The sequence below is a fragment of the Parabacteroides sp. PF5-6 genome (genome assembly GCF_029504695.1).
Classification (GTDB): domain Bacteria; phylum Bacteroidota; class Bacteroidia; order Bacteroidales; family Tannerellaceae; genus QVMG01.
This window is the reverse complement of record NZ_JAQFIN010000001.1, coordinates 278928-298827: the sequence shown is the minus strand read 5'-3', so window position 1 is coordinate 298827 and position 19900 is coordinate 278928. Positions and strand designations below refer to the sequence as shown.

Annotated in this window: 16 protein-coding genes and 2 tRNA genes; 13 read left to right on the top strand and 5 right to left on the bottom strand. The window is 47.6% G+C overall.

Going from position 1 to position 19900, the window contains the following annotated elements:
• The first annotated feature begins 47 nt into the window (after positions 1-47).
• Positions 48-120 (top strand) — tRNA-Gly (locus tag M2133_RS01190).
• A 370-nt stretch (positions 121-490) separates the two neighbouring features.
• A complete protein-coding gene (locus tag M2133_RS01185) occupies positions 491-2527 on the top strand; it encodes an LruC domain-containing protein (protein ID WP_277464127.1) in 2037 nt (678 codons plus the stop codon).
• 94 nt (positions 2528-2621) lie between these two features.
• On the opposite strand, the gene M2133_RS01180 is transcribed toward M2133_RS01185, so the two are convergent.
• Together M2133_RS01180 and M2133_RS01175 are read right to left on the bottom strand one after the other, a co-directional pair.
• Positions 2622-2900, bottom strand: a complete 279-nt coding sequence (locus M2133_RS01180; protein ID WP_277464126.1) for an HU family DNA-binding protein — start codon at positions 2898-2900, stop codon at positions 2622-2624.
• 172 nt (positions 2901-3072) lie between these two features.
• Complete coding sequence (locus M2133_RS01175) at positions 3073-3912, bottom strand: hypothetical protein (protein ID WP_277464125.1); 840 nt, start codon at positions 3910-3912, stop codon at positions 3073-3075.
• Between the two features lie 153 nt (positions 3913-4065).
• On the opposite strand from M2133_RS01175, the gene M2133_RS01170 reads away from it, so the two are divergent.
• From M2133_RS01170 to M2133_RS01140, 7 genes are all read left to right on the top strand, one after another.
• Positions 4066-6000: a glycogen debranching enzyme N-terminal domain-containing protein gene (locus tag M2133_RS01170; protein WP_277464124.1), complete on the top strand. Its 1935-nt coding sequence runs from the start codon at positions 4066-4068 to the stop codon at positions 5998-6000.
• Between the two features lie 14 nt (positions 6001-6014).
• Positions 6015-7280: a glycosyltransferase family 4 protein gene (locus tag M2133_RS01165; RefSeq protein WP_277464123.1), complete on the top strand. Its 1266-nt coding sequence runs from the start codon at positions 6015-6017 to the stop codon at positions 7278-7280.
• A gap of 27 nt (positions 7281-7307) precedes the next feature.
• On the top strand, positions 7308-8618 hold the full coding sequence (locus M2133_RS01160) for a glycoside hydrolase family 57 protein (protein WP_277464122.1): 1311 nt from the start codon (positions 7308-7310) through the stop codon (positions 8616-8618).
• 147 nt (positions 8619-8765) lie between these two features.
• Entirely contained in the window at positions 8766-9050 is a 285-nt protein-coding gene (locus M2133_RS01155; RefSeq protein ID WP_277464121.1) for a hypothetical protein, read from the top strand.
• Between the two features lie 31 nt (positions 9051-9081).
• Positions 9082-10410, top strand: coding sequence for a signal recognition particle protein (gene ffh, locus M2133_RS01150; RefSeq protein ID WP_277464120.1), 1329 nt, complete (start codon positions 9082-9084; stop codon positions 10408-10410).
• Positions 10411-10412: 2 nt separating this feature from the next.
• The gene (folD, locus tag M2133_RS01145) at positions 10413-11300 is read left to right on the top strand and encodes a bifunctional methylenetetrahydrofolate dehydrogenase/methenyltetrahydrofolate cyclohydrolase FolD (protein ID WP_277464119.1); all 888 of its coding nucleotides are present in this window, start codon (positions 10413-10415) and stop codon (positions 11298-11300) included.
• 83 nt (positions 11301-11383) lie between these two features.
• Positions 11384-11460: transfer RNA gene (locus M2133_RS01140), tRNA-His, on the top strand.
• 50 nt (positions 11461-11510) lie between these two features.
• Here M2133_RS01140 and M2133_RS01135 read toward each other — a convergent pair.
• Entirely contained in the window at positions 11511-12479 is a 969-nt protein-coding gene (locus M2133_RS01135) for a hypothetical protein (protein ID WP_277464118.1), read from the bottom strand.
• Between the two features lie 268 nt (positions 12480-12747).
• Here M2133_RS01135 and M2133_RS01130 point away from each other — a divergent pair, with 268 nt between their 5' ends.
• The 3 genes from M2133_RS01130 (at position 12748) to M2133_RS01120 (ending at position 14940) form a co-directional block, all read left to right on the top strand.
• Entirely contained in the window at positions 12748-13230 is a 483-nt protein-coding gene (locus M2133_RS01130; RefSeq protein WP_277464117.1) for a DUF4494 domain-containing protein, read from the top strand.
• Positions 13230-13898, top strand: a complete 669-nt coding sequence (locus M2133_RS01125) for a YggS family pyridoxal phosphate-dependent enzyme (protein ID WP_277464116.1) — start codon at positions 13230-13232, stop codon at positions 13896-13898. The genes M2133_RS01130 and M2133_RS01125 overlap by 1 nt, the downstream gene beginning before the upstream one ends.
• Before the next feature lie 64 nt (positions 13899-13962).
• On the top strand, positions 13963-14940 hold the full coding sequence (locus M2133_RS01120; RefSeq protein WP_277464115.1) for a dihydroorotate dehydrogenase-like protein: 978 nt from the start codon (positions 13963-13965) through the stop codon (positions 14938-14940).
• A 5-nt stretch (positions 14941-14945) separates the two neighbouring features.
• Here the strand turns inward: M2133_RS01120 and M2133_RS01115 are convergent, their stop codons facing one another.
• Together M2133_RS01115 and serS are read right to left on the bottom strand one after the other, a co-directional pair.
• On the bottom strand, positions 14946-16238 hold the full coding sequence (locus M2133_RS01115; RefSeq protein WP_277464114.1) for a DUF3472 domain-containing protein: 1293 nt from the start codon (positions 16236-16238) through the stop codon (positions 14946-14948).
• Between the two features lie 6 nt (positions 16239-16244).
• On the bottom strand, positions 16245-17516 hold the full coding sequence (gene serS, locus M2133_RS01110) for a serine--tRNA ligase (RefSeq protein ID WP_277464113.1): 1272 nt from the start codon (positions 17514-17516) through the stop codon (positions 16245-16247).
• 138 nt (positions 17517-17654) lie between these two features.
• Here serS and M2133_RS01105 point away from each other — a divergent pair, with 138 nt between their 5' ends.
• Positions 17655-19382, top strand: coding sequence for an AraC family transcriptional regulator (locus M2133_RS01105; RefSeq protein ID WP_277464112.1), 1728 nt, complete (start codon positions 17655-17657; stop codon positions 19380-19382).
• Positions 19383-19900: the final 518 nt, after the last annotated feature.

The following is a 19900-nucleotide window of genomic DNA, read 5'->3' as shown; positions in this document are numbered from 1 at the left end:
AAAGGTATTAAAAAAGAAATATTTTCGTACTTTTGCCCCCATCCAATGCGGTAGTAGCTCAGTTGGTAGAGCATCAGCTTCCCAAGCTGAGGGTCACGAGTTCGAATCTCGCCTACCGCTCCGCAAAGAGAAACACTATAATCAGGGCGCTTACACGGCTGTGTAGGCGCTTTTTCTTTGCCCTAAATAGTTTATTTCTCCACCCTGAACATTTCATTTCTTCCGGGAGTATTTGTTTGTTGATAACCGTCAACACATTTGTTGATAATTGTCAACAGATCTGTTGATAACTATCAACAAACTTGTTGATAATTATCAACAAATGAATAGTCCCGGCAATACGTTCATATACTGGCGGTTGCAAGCGGTGCGATCTGTGCCTTTTTTTTGGGACAGCCACAGAACAAAAAAGGTCTTAAATTGTTTTACATCCGAGAAATCAATATCTTTGCACAGTTTTAACCGTTCACTAAAATTAAGACAAGTAAATATGAGACGATTCGAAGGTAAAAAGATGGTTTTCCTTTTAGCAGCCTTGCTCCTGTTCGCATCCTGCGAGGAAAAAGATGTGTATCAGCCCAAAGAAAATGAGAAAGAAGAAGAGGTCGAAACCGGTTTTTCGGAGTTGGACTTTTCGACAACAAACGATGTGCAATTGAACATCAGCTACCCTGTGCCGAGCGGTTATGCTTCGGCTTTTAAATTGTATAAAGAAAACCCGATGACTACCGACGAGAACGGTGCGTGGGTACTCGATACGGAGAAGAAATCGATCAGTGCGGGTATCGTGATTTCGGGCGCGTATAATTTGAAGAAAACATTACCGGCTTATATCCAGGAACTGTATGTTTATTCGTCCGACCTGTTTGCGCCCCGGCTGATGTATGCCAAGATCGTGAATGGGGTGGCCGATTTTTCGATTGTCAACCTGAGCGCCAGCGCCGAAGGGGTTGAGACCAAAGCCAATCCGCTCACTCCCAAATATAAATATTTCAATCCGGATGCTTACCTCCTGTATGCCGGTGGTGCCACCTTTATCGCGGAGTATCCCAACCCAACGGATGCCCCGATGGAGATACCCGGCGGAATCGGTCCGGATCATATGCCCTGTGTGGCTTATCATAAAGACATACCGACGGACGTATTATTGCGTATCGCCAGCGCATTCCCGGAAAAACAAGAAGTGAATCCGGACTTTCTGTCCGACAACGCGCTTTACCTGACGGAAGAAGCGGAAGTATGGATGGCTATCCTGACTACCTCCGGCACTTCTTTCAATAATTCATTGGGCTACTTCTATTATAACGGCACGAAAGAGGAATTGATGGCTATTGATCGCTCGAAGGTGAATAAGACCGATGTGATTGCCGTTCCTTTCGCACACCTGGCGAATGCGAACAGTAACTCCAAACTACAGAGCGGTGATTACGTGCAGTTGTATTATTACGATGAAGCAACCGAAGAGTGGACAACCCAATTCCCGGCCCATACGACGATCGGTTTCAATCTGCGTGCCAAGGCGTATGATGTGGTCGACTCCCGCCTGACCAATTCCTGGCAGTTTGCGCTTTTCTCCCTGAATACCCTGAATGAAGGCAAACGGCATTATGCCTCGCTGGTGAATGCGGGCACTCAGGAAGACCCGTTTATCTGCTTTGGATTTGAAGATCATGAGAACCTCACCTATAGCGACAGAGACTATAATGATGTGATGTTCCATATCGAAGTATCGCCCAGTTCGGCCATAACGGAGCCTCTGCCTACCCTTCCTTCCGAAGAACCGGAGATTATCGTGGGCACTGAACGTACAGGTATCCTTGCTTATGAAGACCTATGGCCGACACGTGGGGATTACGATATGAACGACGTCGTGATCCGCTATTATTCGAATGCTACGCTTAGCTATAACAGCCAGGCGCAACAGACCTATCTGACCCGGCTCGAAGATACATTCTCTGTCCTGCATTCCGGGGCCAGCTATAAGAATCAGTTCGGATATAAGATCAACGTCAATCCGGCGCTGGTGGAAAGTATCACGATCAACGACGAGCCTTATACTCCGGAAACAGATACGTATAAAGGAGAAACCGGCATTATCATAGATCTTTGCGACGATATCCATAGCGTGATTACGCCGTATGCCGAAAGTGCGCCATACGACTATACGATTGTTGTGACTTTCAAAGATGGAATTACGGAAGAAGATTTCGAAAAGATGGGTGCGCCCTACAATCCGTTTATCACCACGCCTAAACCGGGAGCGGAAGTACACCTCCCGCGTTATTTCCCGACATCGCGAGCCGATCTGGGGCTTTTTGGAACCAATGATGATAAATCGAATGTCGATCTGGGCATTTTCTATGTGAGTGGCCATTCGAATAAATATCCTTTTGCCTTGCATCTCTCCGGCGCTGAGTCTTTCCATATTCCGACGGAAAAAGAAACGATCGACACAACCTATCCGCGCTTTATCGATTGGGTGGAAAGCGGATGTACGGAATATACGGATTGGTACCTGGATTATTGATCCATTCTCCCGGAGATACCTCAAAATAGATTACAATAAAAAACCTGTTTCCCCTTCGATCGAGGAAACAGGTTTTTTATGGCAGGATTTTTATCTATTTGCTATTCATCTCTTCAAGCAAATATTTGCCGGGTTTGAACTTCACCGTTGTACGAGGTTTAATCATTACCGGTGTACCCGTCTTAGGATTGCGAGCCAGACGACTCGATTGTGGCCGTGGTATCAATGTTCCAAAACCAACCAAAACAATCTCTTCCCTCTTAGTCATACATTCCGTCACAATGGCCATATAGCCTTCCAATGCTTTTTTAGCATCTACTTTTGACAAATTCGCTTTCTCTGCTAAAGCTTCAATAAACTGCGCCTTGTTCATATAGTTAACCGTTTGATTATTAATACTTCTCAAATATATAACTTTCAGGAATCCTATCCGGGTCTTTTTTTGGATATCTTGAATTTGAAGAAATCATACTACAAAACGAAACGGCACAGTTGTTGCGATTATCGAAACAAAATCAGGACAGAATCATTCACGGTTACAAATATCAGAAAAAAACCTTCAGATAGCCCAGCTTAGTATATTGGGTATTATGAAACTCTACGTGTTTAAGGATCTTGGCCGATTCTATGGTTATTTTTTCTCCCACGCGATAGGCATGCGTGCCCGGCGAGAGGGTGCGGGACATCAAACTGCGGTCGGTTGCTTTTGAAGTAAACAAATAAAAGTTACCTTGCACATCCATACCGGTAAGCAGTTGATCGACATAAAAATAGGCTGTTCCGCCTGTTATATGCGTTTTATACGAATCATCTTCTATGCGAACACGCGTGATCTGCAGATTTAGGTTTTTGATCTTATCTCCCGGCTTGCCCACAAAGCGGCTGGCGGAGGTTTTATATTTTCGGGGCGTATTCAGGTCCTGGTACACTTTACTATACGAAACGGCTAATTCTTTAAACCGGAATTCACTCTTAACCTTAGGTTCATATTTATCGGCGATCCAGGCGACATAGCGAGGATCGATTACACAAATATCCTGCAAATGTTTACCCCGGTATTTTCCAAACGGAATAATATCATCCCCATTTTCCACAAAAGGCTGGATGGAATTCGTCAGGTGTAAAGGCAAAAAAGAATTCTGGATCAGGCGTATAGCTTTTTCGATGGAGCTTAAAATATGCAATTCCAGATCAGAAAGTAAAAGATAGGGATAATGAATCGCGGCTTTATCCTGGAACCAAAGGGTATAATAAGGCGTCTTGGTGGTGGGCAATAAAACAAAATAAATCCCCCCGTCCAAAGCTCTTCCTTCATTAAACATTCTCAGTCTATCCTGAACGAGCTGATATACTTCTATTGTTATATCCGGTGCGTTAAACTCCATACAAATCCGATAGGGTGTAAATATAAGCAAAGAATATCAAAGAACAAACCCCGGAAAAGTTTGTTTTTTATTTCGAAATGTGATACTTTTGAGAAATAATAGTGAACTTTTTATTGAAAAATGGGTTAATACTTAAAACCGAAAAGCACATATATGAGTTATCTTAAATTTGATAAAACAGTAATGACCAATCTGGAAGAGTCTTTAAGCCGGGAAGTACTCCGGACAAACAGAAAAGGGGCTTACCATTGCACTACTGTTGTCGACTGTAACACCCGGAAATACCACGGTTTATTAGTCATGCCTGTTCCTGATCTGAATGATGAGAATCATGTTCTTTTATCATCCCTTGATGAAACGGTCATCCAACATAAAGCGGAGTTCAACCTGGGCTTGCATAAATATCCAGGAAACCATTTCAGCCCGAACGGTCACAAATACATCCGGGAATACACATCCGACACCATGCCCCGCACGCTTTATCGCGTCGGAGGTGTCATTCTTTCCAAAGAAAAGGTTTTCTCTTCTTTCGAAAACCGGATCATGATCAAGTACACGCTGGAAGATGCCCATTCGGCTACCACCTTGCGTTTTCGCCCTTTCCTGGCTTTTCGCTCTGTCAAAACGTTGACCAAAGAGAACAGCAATTACAACAGAGACTACCAGGAAATAACCAACGGCATAAAAACCTGTATGTATCCCGGCTACCCGGAATTGTATATGCAATTCAATAAGAAAGCGACCTTCGTTTACGATCCGCACTGGTATAAAGACATTGAATATCCGAAAGAACAGGAAAGAGGTTATCCGTATCAGGAAGACCTGTATGTGCCGGGGTATTTTGAAGTGGCGATCAAGAAAGGGGAGTCGGTTTACTTCTGCGCCGGCGACGAACAGGTGGCCACGACACAATTAAAAACGTTATACGAAAAGGAAGTCGACTCACGTACGCCGCGTAACAACTTCTATAACAGCCTAAAGAACTCAGCCCAGCAGTTTTATTTCCGTCCAAACGAAACGGATGCCTACCTTTTGGCCGGTTATCCCTGGTTTAAAGTACGGGCGCGCGACCTGTTTATCGCCTTGCCCGGATGTACCCTGGCCATTGATGATCCGGTTCGTTTTGAGAAGATCATGCATACGGCGATGCCTGCCGTACGGGCATTTATGCAAAACAATGAACCGGACAAGGTAATCAAAGAAATCAACCAACCCGATGTCATGCTTTGGGCCATTTGGGCCATTCAGCAATACGCGCAGAAAGAGGGAATCAAAAAGACCCATGAATGCTACGCCGAATTCATCAAAGAGATCTTGGATTATTTCCTTATGCAAAAACATCCGGATATGAAGGTCATGGACAACGGACTACTTTATGCCGATGGGAAAGAGCATGCGATCACCTGGATGAACTCAACGATCAACGGGAAACCGGTGGTCACCCGCTCCGGTTATATCGTCGAGTTCAATGCTTTATGGTATAATGCCTTATGCTTTTACACGGAACTAACCGGTGGAGTTCCCCTGGAGAATTATGATCCGACGATTAAAGCGATTGAGAAATCATTTTCCGAAACATTTGTCAACGGTTATAATTATTTATTCGACTCGGTAAGCGGCACGCGCGTAGATTGGAGCGTACGCCCCAATATGATTTTTGCCGTATCCCTAATCTACTCCCCGTTGACCCGCGCACAGAAAAGATCGGTACTGGATATTGTCACCAAAGAACTGCTTATCCCCAAAGGGTTACGCTCATTGAGCCCCAAAAGCGAAGGCTATCATCCGCATTACGCCGGACCGCAATACGACCGCGACCTGGCATACCATCAAGGTGCGGCATGGCCCTGGCTGTTGGGACCTTACCTGGAAGCTTACCTGCGTGTATTCGGCAAAGGCGGCGTTTCTTTTGCCGAACGGATGCTGATCAGCATGGAAGAGGAAATCACATTGCATTGCATCGGAACCATCTCCGAACTGTTCGACGGCAATCCGCCGTTCATCGGACGCGGGGCGATCTCTTACGCGATGAGTGTGGCGGCGATCCTGCAGACCCTGGAGTTGTTGAAGAAATATAATATGGATTAAATTAAGACACGATAATGAAAGCATTAATGTTCGGATGGGAATTCCCTCCCCATATTCTCGGAGGCTTAGGTACGGCCAGCTACGGTTTGACCCGCGGCATGGCGATGCAACCGGATATGGATATTACTTTCTGTATACCAAAACCCTGGGGTGATGAAGATCAGAGTTTTCTAAAGATTATAGGCGTCAACCATGTGCCCGTTGTCTGGAAAGATGTGCAATGGGAACACGTGAAAGAGCGATTGGCGAAAGTGAATCTGGACCCACAGGACTATTTCGATTTCCGCGATCATATCTATGCCGACTTCGGCTACCGTTATGTCAACGACCTGGGGTGTTTTGAATTCTCCGGACGCTATCCCGATAATCTATTGGAAGAGATCAACAATTACTCGATTGTGGCCGGCGTGATTGCCCGCTCCCAATCGTTCGATGTGATCCATGCGCACGACTGGCTGACCTATCCTGCCGGAATTCATACGAAGAATGTGACCGGAAAACCGTTAGTGATCCATGTGCATGCCACCGATTACGACAGAAGTCGCGGCAACGTCAACCCCGACGTTTACGGCATTGAGAAAAACGGGATGGACAATGCCGATCATATCATCACCGTCAGTAACCTGACCCGCCAGACGGTGATCGACAAATACCACCAGGACCCGGCCAAAGTAACGACGGTACATAATGCCGTAGAGCCGATGAGCCCTGAGATCCTGGCCATACAAGACAAGAAAGGCGTGAAAGACAAAGTCATCACCTTCCTCGGACGTATCACCATGCAGAAAGGACCGGAATATTTCGTTGAAGCCGCCGCCAAGGTATTGGCCAAAGCGCCTCATGCCCGGTTCGTGATGGCCGGAAGTGGCGATATGATGGATAAGATGATCCGCTTGGTCGCCAAACGGAATATTGCCGACCGCTTCCACTTTACCGGCTTTATGAAAGGCAAACAAGTCTATGAGATCCTTAAAGCGAGCGATGTCTATGTGATGCCTTCGGTGTCGGAGCCTTTCGGGATCTCTCCGCTGGAAGCGATGCAGTGTGGCGTGCCCTCGATCATATCCAAACAATCGGGATGTGCCGAGATCCTGGACTATGCCGTGAAGGTTGATTACTGGGATATCGAAGCCATGGCCGACGCGATGTATTCCATCATCACCTACCCTGCCATGCATGAGTTCCTCAAGGTAGAAGGGAAAAAAGAAGTAGACAATATCAAATGGGAATATGCCGGACAGAAAGTGCGCCGGATCTACGACCAGGTGATCTATAAATAATGTGCGACAAAAATAAATACAAATAATATGAAGACAATTTGCTTTTACTTTCAGATACATCAACCTTTTCGCCTGAAGAGGTATCGCTTTTTTGATATCGGGAACGATCATTACTACTACGACGACTTCCAGAACGAAGAGATCATACACCGCATCGCCGAGCGCTGTTACCTGCCGGCCAACAAAGCGGTACTGGAGATGATCAAAAGCAGTGGCGGAAAGTTTAAGGTATCCTACTCCATCTCGGGCACGGCATTGGAGCAGATGGAGATCTACGCGCCCGAAGTGATCGACAGCTTCAAGGAGCTGGCGGCCACCGGCAATGTGGAATTCCTGACCGAGACTTACGCCCACTCCCTCTCCTCGCTGGGCGATCCGGAAGAGTTTAAGGCACAGGTCAAACAGCATAGCGACAAGATCTACTCCATGTTCGGACAGAAACCCAAGGTTTTCCGCAATACCGAACTGATCTATTCGGATGATATAGCCGATCAGGTCTATCAGTTAGGATTCAAAGGCATGCTGACCGAAGGAGCCAAACATATATTGGGATGGAAAAGCCCGAACTACGTCTACGCCTCCTGCATCGAACCGCAATTGAAGTTATTATTGAAGAACGACCGTTTCAGTGAAGACCTGTCGAACCGCTTCAATGACTTCACCTGGAACGAATACCCGCTGACGGCGGATAAATATATGTCGTGGATCGCCGAAACGCCGGAATCCGAGCAGATCATCAACCTGTTTATGAATTACGAAGTCCTGGGTTCGCTGCATCCGGCCGAGTCGGGCATCTTCGATTTCTTCAAGGCATTGCCCCGCTTCGCAGCCGAAAAAGGAATCTCCTTCTCTACGCCATCCGAAGTGTTCAACCTGTTGAAACCGGTCGATTGCCTGGGCGTTCCCTACCCCATGTCGTGGGCCGACGAAGAGAAAGATGCCGGTTCATGGCTGGGTAATATCCTGCAGAAAGAAGCCTTCCGCAAGATCAATGAGATCGGCGAGCGTGTGCGTCTGGGTGAAGACCGCCGTATCCGTCAGGATTGGTATTACCTGCAAAGCAGCGACCACTTCTATTATATGAATACCCGACACCCCGAAGGAGGGTTCAGCCCTTATGATAATCCGTACGACGCGTTCAACAACTATATGAACGTACTGTCCGACTTTATCACCCGGGTGAACGCTCAATTCCCCGAGACCATCGAGAATGAAGAGCTGAATGCCCTTTTGACAACCATAAAGAACCAGGGCATAGAAATAGAAGGCTTACAAAAAGAAGTCGACAAGCTGAAAAAGAAACTGACGAAGACGAAAGAGGTTGCATCAAAAGCCTAAGCGCTCTTTGAGTCAACAGGCATACCCCAAAAATAGCCTCCGAACAGAGTTTTTCGTTTTTTTACTTGCATCATACAGGATTTTCTATATAGCTACAAATCAATCCTATAGCAAAATCGAAAATCCAAAAAACATTCAAATTCCTGTATGATGCAAGTAAAAAAACGAAAAACTGTTTTGGGTGATAGGTTTACCACTGTTTGCCGTTTGCATTTGTTAACACTCACCGTTTGGCTACAAAAGCGACCTCTTTCCCTGAAAAGGCTGCCGGAGTTTTTCAAAAGGCCGTCGGAGTTTTTCAAAAGGCCGGCAGCCTTTTCCAAAGGGCCGCCGGCCTTTTCCAAAGGGCTACCGGCTTCCCAACTTCCCGGGGTGATTCTTTTTGTATTCTACTGCGTTTCTAAAAAAATAATTACCTTTGCAGCTTGGTAAAATAACAGATTACAAATAAAGACAATACAATATGTTTGAGAATTTAAGCGAACGGTTAGACAGGTCGTTTAAGCTGTTGAAAGGGGAAGGTAAGATCACCGAGATCAATGTAGCGGAAACACTGAAGGATGTACGCCGCGCCTTATTGGATGCCGACGTCAACTATAAGGTAGCCAAACAATTCACCGATACGGTAAAAGAGAAAGCACTGGGACAAAACGTGTTGACTTCGGTCAAACCCAGCCAGTTGATGGTCAAGATTGTGCACGACGAGCTGGCCACGTTGATGGGTGGCGAAACGGCCGAGATCAATCTTCAGGGCAATCCTTCCATTATATTAATGTCGGGGCTGCAAGGTTCGGGTAAAACCACCTTCACCGGCAAGCTGGCCAATATGCTGAAGACCAAAAAAGGAAAGAAGCCTTTACTGGTGGCTGCCGACGTCTATCGTCCTGCCGCTATTCAGCAGTTGCACGTACTGGGCGAACAGATCGGTGTGCCGGTCTACTCCGAACCGGAGAATAAGAACCCGGTCGACATCGCGTTGAACGCGATCAAAGAAGCCAAAACGAAAGGCAACGACCTGGTGATTGTCGATACCGCCGGTCGCCTGGCCATCGACGAACAGATGATGCAGGAGATTGCCGCCATCAAGAAAGCGATCCAGCCGGATGAAACCCTGTTTGTGGTGGATGCCATGACCGGACAGGACGCTGTCAACACCGCTAAAGAATTCAACGACCGCCTGGACTTCAACGGCGTGATCCTGACCAAGCTCGACGGGGATACCCGCGGGGGGGCCGCCTTGTCGATCCGCACCGTAGTGGACAAACCGATCAAGTTTGTCGGTACCGGTGAGAAGATGGATGCAATCGATGTGTTTCATCCCTCCCGTATGGCCGACCGTATCCTGGGCATGGGTGATATCGTTTCATTGGTGGAACGCGCGCAGGAACAATACGACGAAGAAGAAGCCAAACGTCTGCAGAAAAAAATCGCCAAGAACCAATTCGATTTCAACGACTTTATCGGACAAATCCAGCAAATCAAGAAGATGGGTAACCTCAAAGAGTTAGCCTCCATGATCCCGGGTGTCGGCAAAGCGATGAAAGATATCGATATCGACGACAACGCGTTCAAAAACATTGAAGCGATCATCTACTCCATGACCCAGGCCGAACGCACCAATCCGGAGATCCTCAACGGCTCGCGCCGCCAGCGCATCGCCAAAGGAAGCGGCACGACGGTTCAGGAAGTAAACAAGCTGATCAAACAGTTCGACGAGACCCGCAAGATGATGCGCATGATGACCGCCGCTAAGCCGGGTATGAAGAAACTTCCCAATATGAAAAGAAGATAATTATGGACTACAAACTTTTAGACGGAAAAGCCGTAGCGGCCCAAATGAAAAAGGAGATGGCCGACGAAGTGGCGCAGATCAAAGCCGCCGGTGGCAAAACCCCTCACCTGGCCGCCATCCTGGTGGGACACGACGGTGGCAGTGAAACCTACGTAGCCAGCAAAGTACGTACCTGCGAAGAGATCGGTTTCAAATCGTCTCTGATCCGCTACGAAGACGATGTGACGGAAGAGGAACTCTTGCGTAAGGTTGATGAACTGAACAACGATGCCGACGTGGACGGTTTTATCGTGCAGTTGCCGTTGCCCCGTCATATCTCCGAACAGAAAGTGATCGAGGCAATCGACTACCGCAAAGACGTCGATGGCTTCCATCCGATCAATGTCGGGCGTATGTCCATCGGGCTGCCTTGCTTCGTTTCCGCCACACCGGCCGGCATACTCGAATTATTGAAACGTTACGAGATAGAGACCCGGGGGAAACACTGTGTCGTACTCGGACGCAGCAATATCGTCGGCAAACCGATGGCTACGTTGATGATGCAGAAAAGCTATCCGGGTGATTGCACAGTCACCGTATGCCATAGCCGCTCGACCAACCTGAAAGAGATGTGCCAAAAGGCCGATATCATCATTGCCGCCCTGGGAGTTCCCGAATTTGTGACGGCGGATATGGTGAAAGAAGGCGCAGTGATTGTGGATGTAGGGACTACCCGCGTACCGAACGCCAACACCAAGAGCGGGTTCAAATTGACCGGCGATGTGAAGTTCGACGAAGTAGCGCCCAAATGTGCCTTTATCACACCCGTTCCGGGTGGTGTCGGTCCGATGACTATCATCTCACTGATGCGCAACACATTGCTGGCGGGCAAGAAAGAAATCTACAAATAATCCGGAAAAACTCTTGCCTTTTCGGAAATTACCCCTATCTTTGCACCGTCTAAAAAAGAAAAGTCTTTTTTGAGGACAACATGGTGAGCATAGTTCAGTTGGTTAGAACATCAGATTGTGGTTCTGAGGGTCGTGGGTTCGAGTCCCATTGTTCACCCCACAAGAAAAAAGCTATTCCTTTCGGGGAGTAGCTTTTTTCTTTTGTCCGAATTATAACGTTCCGACAACTTCCCGCTGCCGGTCGAAAAACAGTTTCCGTTGCCTCTCTCCACTAACGGAGATCATGGTTGAGGTGCGCAATAAAGAAGAAATTCTTGTGCTCAATATACTGTAAGACTGCTCGTCCAGGGAGATGAAGTTATTCAAAACAAACGCTTTGATCATCGCGATGTGGAGATCATTGATATCAACACTCCAATAACTCAAATTGAAATTGACACTACCGACATACATGGATAATTTGTTTCCGGTATCCCGGTCAACACCACTTGCGGCTAATAATTCCAGGTCTTTCACAACCTCTATCAATTCTTCCTTCAACAGCCGTTTATCCTCCTCGTCAATCATATCGATACTGGCAAAATAGTTTATATCATTCACAATATACTGAAAGACAAAAGGATCGAAGATATAATACGATGATTTGAAGTGTTTGGTCAGCCAGATATTCTCCCGGATCATTTTGTCCATTCGCTCATTGAATTTCACTTCTTTCAGGCAGTAGATCGTATTGGTGTTTCCCGACTGATACATACTCTTAAAAAGGTGAAACCGTTCGATCGTTTTATATCCGTTGTAAAGGATCGGAGGCAAGACATTCGTGCAATCCATAAGCCTCGAATGCGGATCGTCTTTACCTGCTCTCAAAATATCCAGGTACTGTTGCATCATCGTAAAATCCATCTCAACCGGATCATAATAATTGATCAGTTTCAGTTGGAAAGGCTTACTCTGCGTGGAGAGCGTAGAAGAGACTATATTATCCAATGATATGCCTAACGCGTTTGAGATCAAAGCGATTTCCGAAAATGAGAAAGAAACTTCTCCCCGTAATCGTCTGTAGACGGCTTCTTTTTCAATGCAAAGCAGATCAACTAAGCGGGCGGCTAAAGCTGTTTTATTGGGTTCTTTTGCCTTGATCGCTTCCAATACCTTATGATGTACCAATTCTTTGTTCATACCTAAAGATTTTGTTCCTCTTACAAAGATAGTTCTAAATCACGTACTTACCTCTTTTTTGTACAAATTATTCTTAAAACAGACGAATGACTATCCCTTTTTTCGTTTAATCCGTTTTACGCGTACCAACCGGTACATCTTCCGAGCCTTTATGCCGATGAGGAGTTGTAAGAAACTCCGTCGGGCATAACCGCTTTCTCAAAAAATGGGACTATCTTTGTTAGCGTTTTTTTTCAACAAAGTATAGACATAATAAAAAGTAACGAATATGCACAATTGGTTTGAATGTAAAGTATCTTACGAGAAGATGATGGAGAATGGGATGCAGAAAAAGGTGACCGAACCCTATCTGGTCGACGCCTTATCGTTCACCGAAGCGGAAGCCCGCATCATCGAAGAGATACGTCCTTTTATCACCGGGGAGTTTGTCGTGACGGATATCAAACGCGCGCGTCTTTCCGAATTATTCTTCAACGAATCAGGCGATCGCTTCTATCGCATCAAAGTACAGTTTATCACGTTAGACGAGAAGAGCGGTGCGGAAAAGAAAACGTCTGCGCAGATGCTTGCCCAGGCCAGCACGCTCAAAGAGGCCATCAATGTATTGGACGAAGGCATGAAAGGAACGATGGCTGACTACGTCATCGCCTCGGTAGCCGAAACGGCCATCATGGATGTGTTTCCTTTCAGTGCCGAAAAAATTCCGACCGTTAAATCAGAAGAAGAACTGATCGCCGAAGAGAAAGCATAATGAATATAACGCGAAATATCCAGACACTCAAAGCGTCGCTTCCCCAAGGAGTGACGCTTATTGCAGTATCCAAGTTTCATCCTTCCTCCGCTATCCGGGAAGCCTACGAAGCCGGCCATCGGGTGTTTGGAGAAAGCCGGGCACAAGAGCTGAAAGTCAAACAAAAGGAATTGCCCGAAGATATCGAATGGCATTTTATCGGCACCCTGCAAAGCAATAAAGTGAAAGATATTGCCGCCTATATTCATACGATCCATAGTATCGACTCCCTGAAGCTCCTGCAGGAAGTGGAGAAACAGGCGGCGAAACACCAGCGGGTGATCCGTGTATTGCTTGAAATACATCTCGCACAGGAAGAGACAAAACAAGGGATGACTCCCGCCGAATGCAAAGCGCTATTGACCGATCTCCGCTGGGAAGCCTATCCGCACGTACAGATAGCCGGATTGATGTGTATGGCTACGGATACAGACGACACGACATTGATCCGGAAAGAATTCCAAACGCTTCAGCAACTTTTCGGGGAATTACGATCAACCTTTTTCCCTGCCGACTGTTCTTTTAATGAGCTATCCATGGGCATGAGTCATGACTATCCGATAGCGATTGAAGAAGGAAGCACGATGATCCGTGTGGGTACCCGTATTTTCGGGATACGTGAATACTAAAAAGGAGTTGGCTGATGTCAACTTTTTACATACCTTTGTTTTACAAACAAAATCGAGACAAAACATGACAAACATTCAAACGCAATACGCAGGTTTAAAGCTCCGTAACCCTATCATTGTAGGCAGCTCAGGACTTACAATAAAACCGGAGAGAAACAAAGAATTCGAGAAAGCCGGCGCCGGCGCTATCGTACTGAAATCACTTTTTGAAGAGCAGATCGAGATGCAAGGCCAATCCCTCCTTCAGGAAACAGACTATCCCGAAGCCGTCGATTATCTTTTCCAGTATGTCAAAGCCAATCAGATCAATCAATACCTGGATCTGATCAAAGCGACCAAAGACCGCTGCTCCATCCCGGTGATCGCCAGCATCAACTGCTACAAAGCAGACGCGTGGATTGATTTTGCCCGCCAGATCGAGATAGCAGGCGCGGATGCGTTGGAGTTGAATATCTTTCAGTTGGAGACGGCATTGAATGAAACGGGTGAGCGCACGCGCGATCTCTATGTAGACATCATCCGCCAGGTCAAAGAAACCGTTCATATCCCGGTAATAGTTAAGATGGGTAAGTTCTTCAACAATATCCCGGCGATGGCAAATACCCTGAAAGTGAATGGTGCGGATGCTATCGTCCTGTTCAACCGCTTCTACCAGCCGGATATTGATATTAACTCCCGTCAGATTGTGTCGGGCAATGTGTTCAGCAACCATTCGGATATCAGCGATACGTTGCGCTGGACAGCTATCGTTTCAGGCATGATCCCCGGTATCTGCCTGGCTTCATCCACCGGCGTACAGGAATGGGAAGATGTAGTGAAATGTATTCTGGCCGGAGCTTCCGCCGTACAGCTATGCAGTGCTTTATACACACATGGTCCCGAGATCATTCCGCAATTACTGACCGGACTGGAAGAATGGATGCAGCATGCGAACTTCCAATCCATTGCCCAGTTCAAAGGCACATTGAACTACGCCAACATAAAAGACCCGTCCACTTATGAACGGGCCCAGTTTATGAAATACTTATCGAGCAGAGACTAGGAGAATTATAATTCCTCCAAATTAAGTTCAGGCCGTACACCTAACGGTCGGCGGGTAAAGAGACTTTTATATTCCGTATAGTCATTGAAGAAACCTCCATTCTTCAGGAAGAAAGCGCCGGCGTCGGCTTCAACGCCTCCGGCATAGTCCATGCGCACGCCGGCACGGGCGGTCGCGTCGTGCGTAAATACCCCTTCGATCAGTTCCACCCAATCTCCTTTGGCAGTGCGTGCCCATTGGTTCTTAAATAATACCTTGCGTTCCAGGTATCCTTGTGCCGGAATAAAATTCTCGAGGAAAGAATGTGCCCGGGTGTACCAGGTATCCGTTTGTGGACGAAGGAAGCCGGCAATCAGTCGCCATTGGTTCTCTTCGGCGGCGTAGAACCAGGCATAATAGGCCGTATTGCCTTTCCCGTCCGGACGCACCTGCGTGATCACCTTATACGTCTCTCCCGCTTTCCAGGGATAGATCAGGTAGCTCTGTCCGCCCGATCCTTCATTACCGAACTCTCCGATATGTACGCCTTCGCCCTGCGCCAGGGTTTTGATACGTTGGTCTTCCGGTATCTCTTTCGGGTTGTCCGTTGAGAAAGGGCTCCAGACGGAAAAGAGGATCCGCCGTTCTTTCTCGCTATTGACCTGCAGACCGCAATAGCCTTCCCCGAAGCCATTCGTCATAAAATAGCTACCGATATGGTCTTCCCCTTCGGGCACCACGATCTCGTTATAGAAATATTCCACATCCGTCTCGGGCAAAGCATAACCCATGTGCACCGATGGTCCGCGCAACCCCCAATAGGTCTCGAAGTCGCGCACGAAATATAAAGGTTCCGTAGCCGCCTCTCCGGCAATCAGGTATTCGGTGACCAAAGGGAAGTTGACAGTTTCCTTTTTTACTCCTTTCAAGTCGATACGGATATATCCCGGCTCGGTGATTTGCACGGTCGCAACCGGATAGATCGGCTGATCCGCGGGTTTCACGTTGACAGTATAAACCTTCCCCTGCACGGTAGCTTCCAATACAGCAGCTGTCTCTACCGGCTCCGTCTTCATAAACAGCTTCAGTTCTCCCGGCTGGCTCACCTTAAACCAGGTCGACACCACCGCCTCGGCTTGTGTCCAGGAGTCGATATTCCCCCGGCGGGAGATCTTCGCGCCCTCTTTGCCCGCGGTCACATACGTATTTCCTTCGACAGGGATCACCGTAGCATCCGCCGGCAGTTCCATCTGCCCCTGGCAGCTCCCCAACAGGAAGGCCAAAACGAAGACAAGGCCTAATTTGTATATTACATTCATGCGTATTTATTTGATCAGATCAAATCCGGTATAAGGCACGAGCGCTTTCGGTATACGGATGCCTTCGGGTGTCTGATTGTTTTCCAACAAGGCAGCCACGATGCGGGGCAGGGCCAACGCGCTGCCATTCAACGTATGACAAAGCTGCGTCTTCTTATTTTCATCGCGATAGCGGCATTTCAGACGGTTCGCCTGGTAGCTCTCAAAATTAGAGACCGAGCTCACTTCCAACCAGCGTTCCTGGGCAACGGAATAGACTTCGAAGTCGAACGTCAATGCCGAGGTAAAACTGATATCCCCGCCACAAAGCCGAAGGATACGCCAGGGCAGCTCCAACTTTTCGACCAGGGACTGCACATAGTCCACCATCTCGCGGAGTGACTCATAGGAATGTTCCGGTTTGTCGATCCGCACAATCTCTACCTTATCAAACTGATGCAAGCGATTCAGCCCGCGCACATCTTTCCCGTATGAACCGGCTTCGCGGCGGAAACAGGCGGAATAAGCCGTATTCTTCACCGGCAGATCTGCCTCGTTCAAGATCACATCGCGGTAGATATTCGTCACCGGCACCTCTGCCGTCGGGATCAGATACAGATTATCCGCCGTAGCATGATACATCTGTCCTTCCTTATCGGGCAACTGACCCGTTCCGTATCCAGAATCTTCATTGACAACATAAGGCGGTTGTACTTCCAGATATCCCGCTTCGCGCGCATTGTCCAGGAAGAAATTGATCAACGCCCGTTGCAAGCGCGCGCCCATTCCTTTGTAGACCGGGAAACCGGCACCGGTGATCTTCACACCCAGTTCAAAATCAATCAGATCATATTTCTTTGCCAGATCCCAATGCGGCAGCGCATCCGGTCCTAATTCAGGAACGACACCTCCGGTTTTCTCGATCACATTATCTTCCGCTACCCGGCCTTCGGGCACCGAGTCGTGCGGCAGGTTAGGAATCTGAAACAAGAGGTTTTGCACGACACTTTCTGCTGACGTCTTCGTATCATCCAGTGCCTTATTGGTCTCCTTCATGATAGCCACCTGGTTGCGCGCCGCTTCCGCCTCTTCCTTACGGCCTTCTTTCATCAGTTGGCCAATAGATTTCGACAGCCGGTTCAGCTCCGCCTGATTCGCATCCAGCTCTGTCTGGGCACTGCGTCTGACCTTATCCAATTCAATAACTTTAGCTATTACTTCTCTTGCGTCAAAATGCTTTTTTGCCAATCGACGAATAACTTCTTCGGGATTATCTGTGATAACTTTGAGTGTCAACATATCGCTCTCTATGTTTAATAATTTCGGGGAGCAAAGGTAGAGAAAAAGTTGGCATACACCAAGTTTTTCGAATTCCCGTAACGGCTGTCTCAGGAATTCTTCCGTTATTTGTTCTACCAAATAATAATACAATAAACAATGGAAACAACTTTACTACTTCGCTTATTCTCTAAATCCCTTGTAATCTTAGTTCTAACCATCACCTCCTCTACCCTTTCGGCACAACAGACAGCCCAGGAGAAGCGTGATTCCCTGCATCAGGTCATCCCCACACTCGAAGGAGAGGAAAAACTCAATGCCTATCTGACGATGACCAATATCGACTTTACCACGGTTAGCACTCCCGAAGAGATCAATGCCTTGATAGAGTTGTACGACGCATTCGAAATGGAAGCCAAACGACAGCAGAACATACGCTTCCAGACCCTGGTGAAAGGGAACATACTGATCTTATTCCGTAACAGGGCGATGTTCGATGAAGTCATACAAAGGGCACCGGAATATATCGACTTCGCCTATAAAAATGAACAATGGACCTTGCTCTACCGGATGTACGAAAGCTACATCACCGCCAAGAAAGGTAGCGGCAAGGTCGATGAAGCCCTCGCGATCGCGCAGGAACTGTATGAGCAAGCCAAAGAGGCCAATCAATCCGATGGCATGGGTATCGCCATAGCCACCATCGGCGATATCTATTCCGAGATGGAAAGGTATGAGGAATCAATCGATCATTACCGGCAAGCCATCGGGCTGTTGGAGAAGATCGAACCGGTACATTTGAATCTGCCGACGATCTACTTCTTTCTATGCCAGGACCTTCTATCGCTTAACCGGTTCGATGAGGCGCAAAAAGAACTGCTGGGGTACGAAAAAGCCAATAAACGCGCGTTGGAATATAAACAGATGCCTGCCAATAACCCGAATGCCATCAACCTGTTGATCACCTACGCCAGATACTATGTGCTTACCGAGCAATACGATAAAGCGGAACTCTATTGTGATTCCTTAGAAAACATCGGAGACATACCGCATATCGAGAACAATGTCTGTCAGTTTCGCCTGCATATCTATGAGGCGCGCGGTCAATACGACAAAGCCCTTGAGATGTCGGAAAGAATGGATCAATATGCCGATGGGGAAATAAACGCATACCATACCTTCCGGATGACGGATAGGGCCCGCCTCCTTTCCCGAATGAATCGCGGCGAAGAGTCTTTCGATCTGATGCGTGAGGTACTCCACCAGAGTGACTCCCTCCGTAATATGGATTTCAACAAACAGCTCGACGAGGTACGTACCCGGTACGAGGTCGACCGGCATATCCTCGAGAAAGAGCGCACCCGTTCTTACTTCTACTTTGCCCTGGTGGGCTGCGCTTTATTACTGATCGCCCTGACGATCTGGATCCTTTATTCCCGCCGCCTGCGGGCGAAGAACCGCGCGCTCTACCAGCAGATCCAGGCACGCAACCAATGCCGTATCGTCAACGAGAACACATTGATCGCCCGGCCGAAGGAAGAACTCACCCGCGAGATGAATCTCTACCGCGAGTTGAGCCTGTTGATGAAACGCGAGAAACTCTTCACCGACCCGAATCTCGACCGCCGCGTCCTGGCCGAACGCCTGGGCACGAACGAGAAATATATCGCCGACGCCATCCATTCCGGCAGTCAGGAGACCCTCTCGGCCTATATCACCCGACTGCGTCTGCAATACGCCACCGAGCTGCTCGACAGCCAACCCGACCTCACCCTCGAAGCCATTGCTCTCGATGCCGGCTTCTCCTCTTACCGCACCTTCTTCCGTGCCTTTAGCCAAAGCTTCGGCATGACCCCGCGTGATTATCGCCTTTTCGCGCAGCGGTAAATCGAAGAAAATCGGAAGATTTTCTTCAGTAGTTAGTAGTTAGTAGTTAGTAGTTAGTAGTTAGTAGGCGCAAGGCGGTGAATAGAAGGAAATCTGAAGGTGCAGGATTATAGCAAGTGGACTATCTCGGCTCCCCTCCTTTGAAAAGGAGGGGGTGGACCGCTGCTTGCAGCGGTGGGGTGGTTAGATCTTTTAAGCACCTATTAATTAGCAATATAAGAATCTAACCACCTCCCGGCTCGTACCTCGCCGTACTCCTCCTTTTCAAAGGAGGAGAGCCCGGAATGTCCATCTGCTATCACCGGAAAATCTTCACATTTCAAAATATTTGAAACCTATCACACCCCCCTTTTTTAAACTACCGGTACTTTGTGTGCAAACTACTAATAGTTTGTCGACAAACTACCGGTACTTTGCGCGCAAACTACCGGTAGTTTCTGAAGGAAATATTAACGCTTCATTTTCAATGGTTTACAAATCCGTAAAATCCATTCGCATCGAAGCAAATTTGAAGGTCT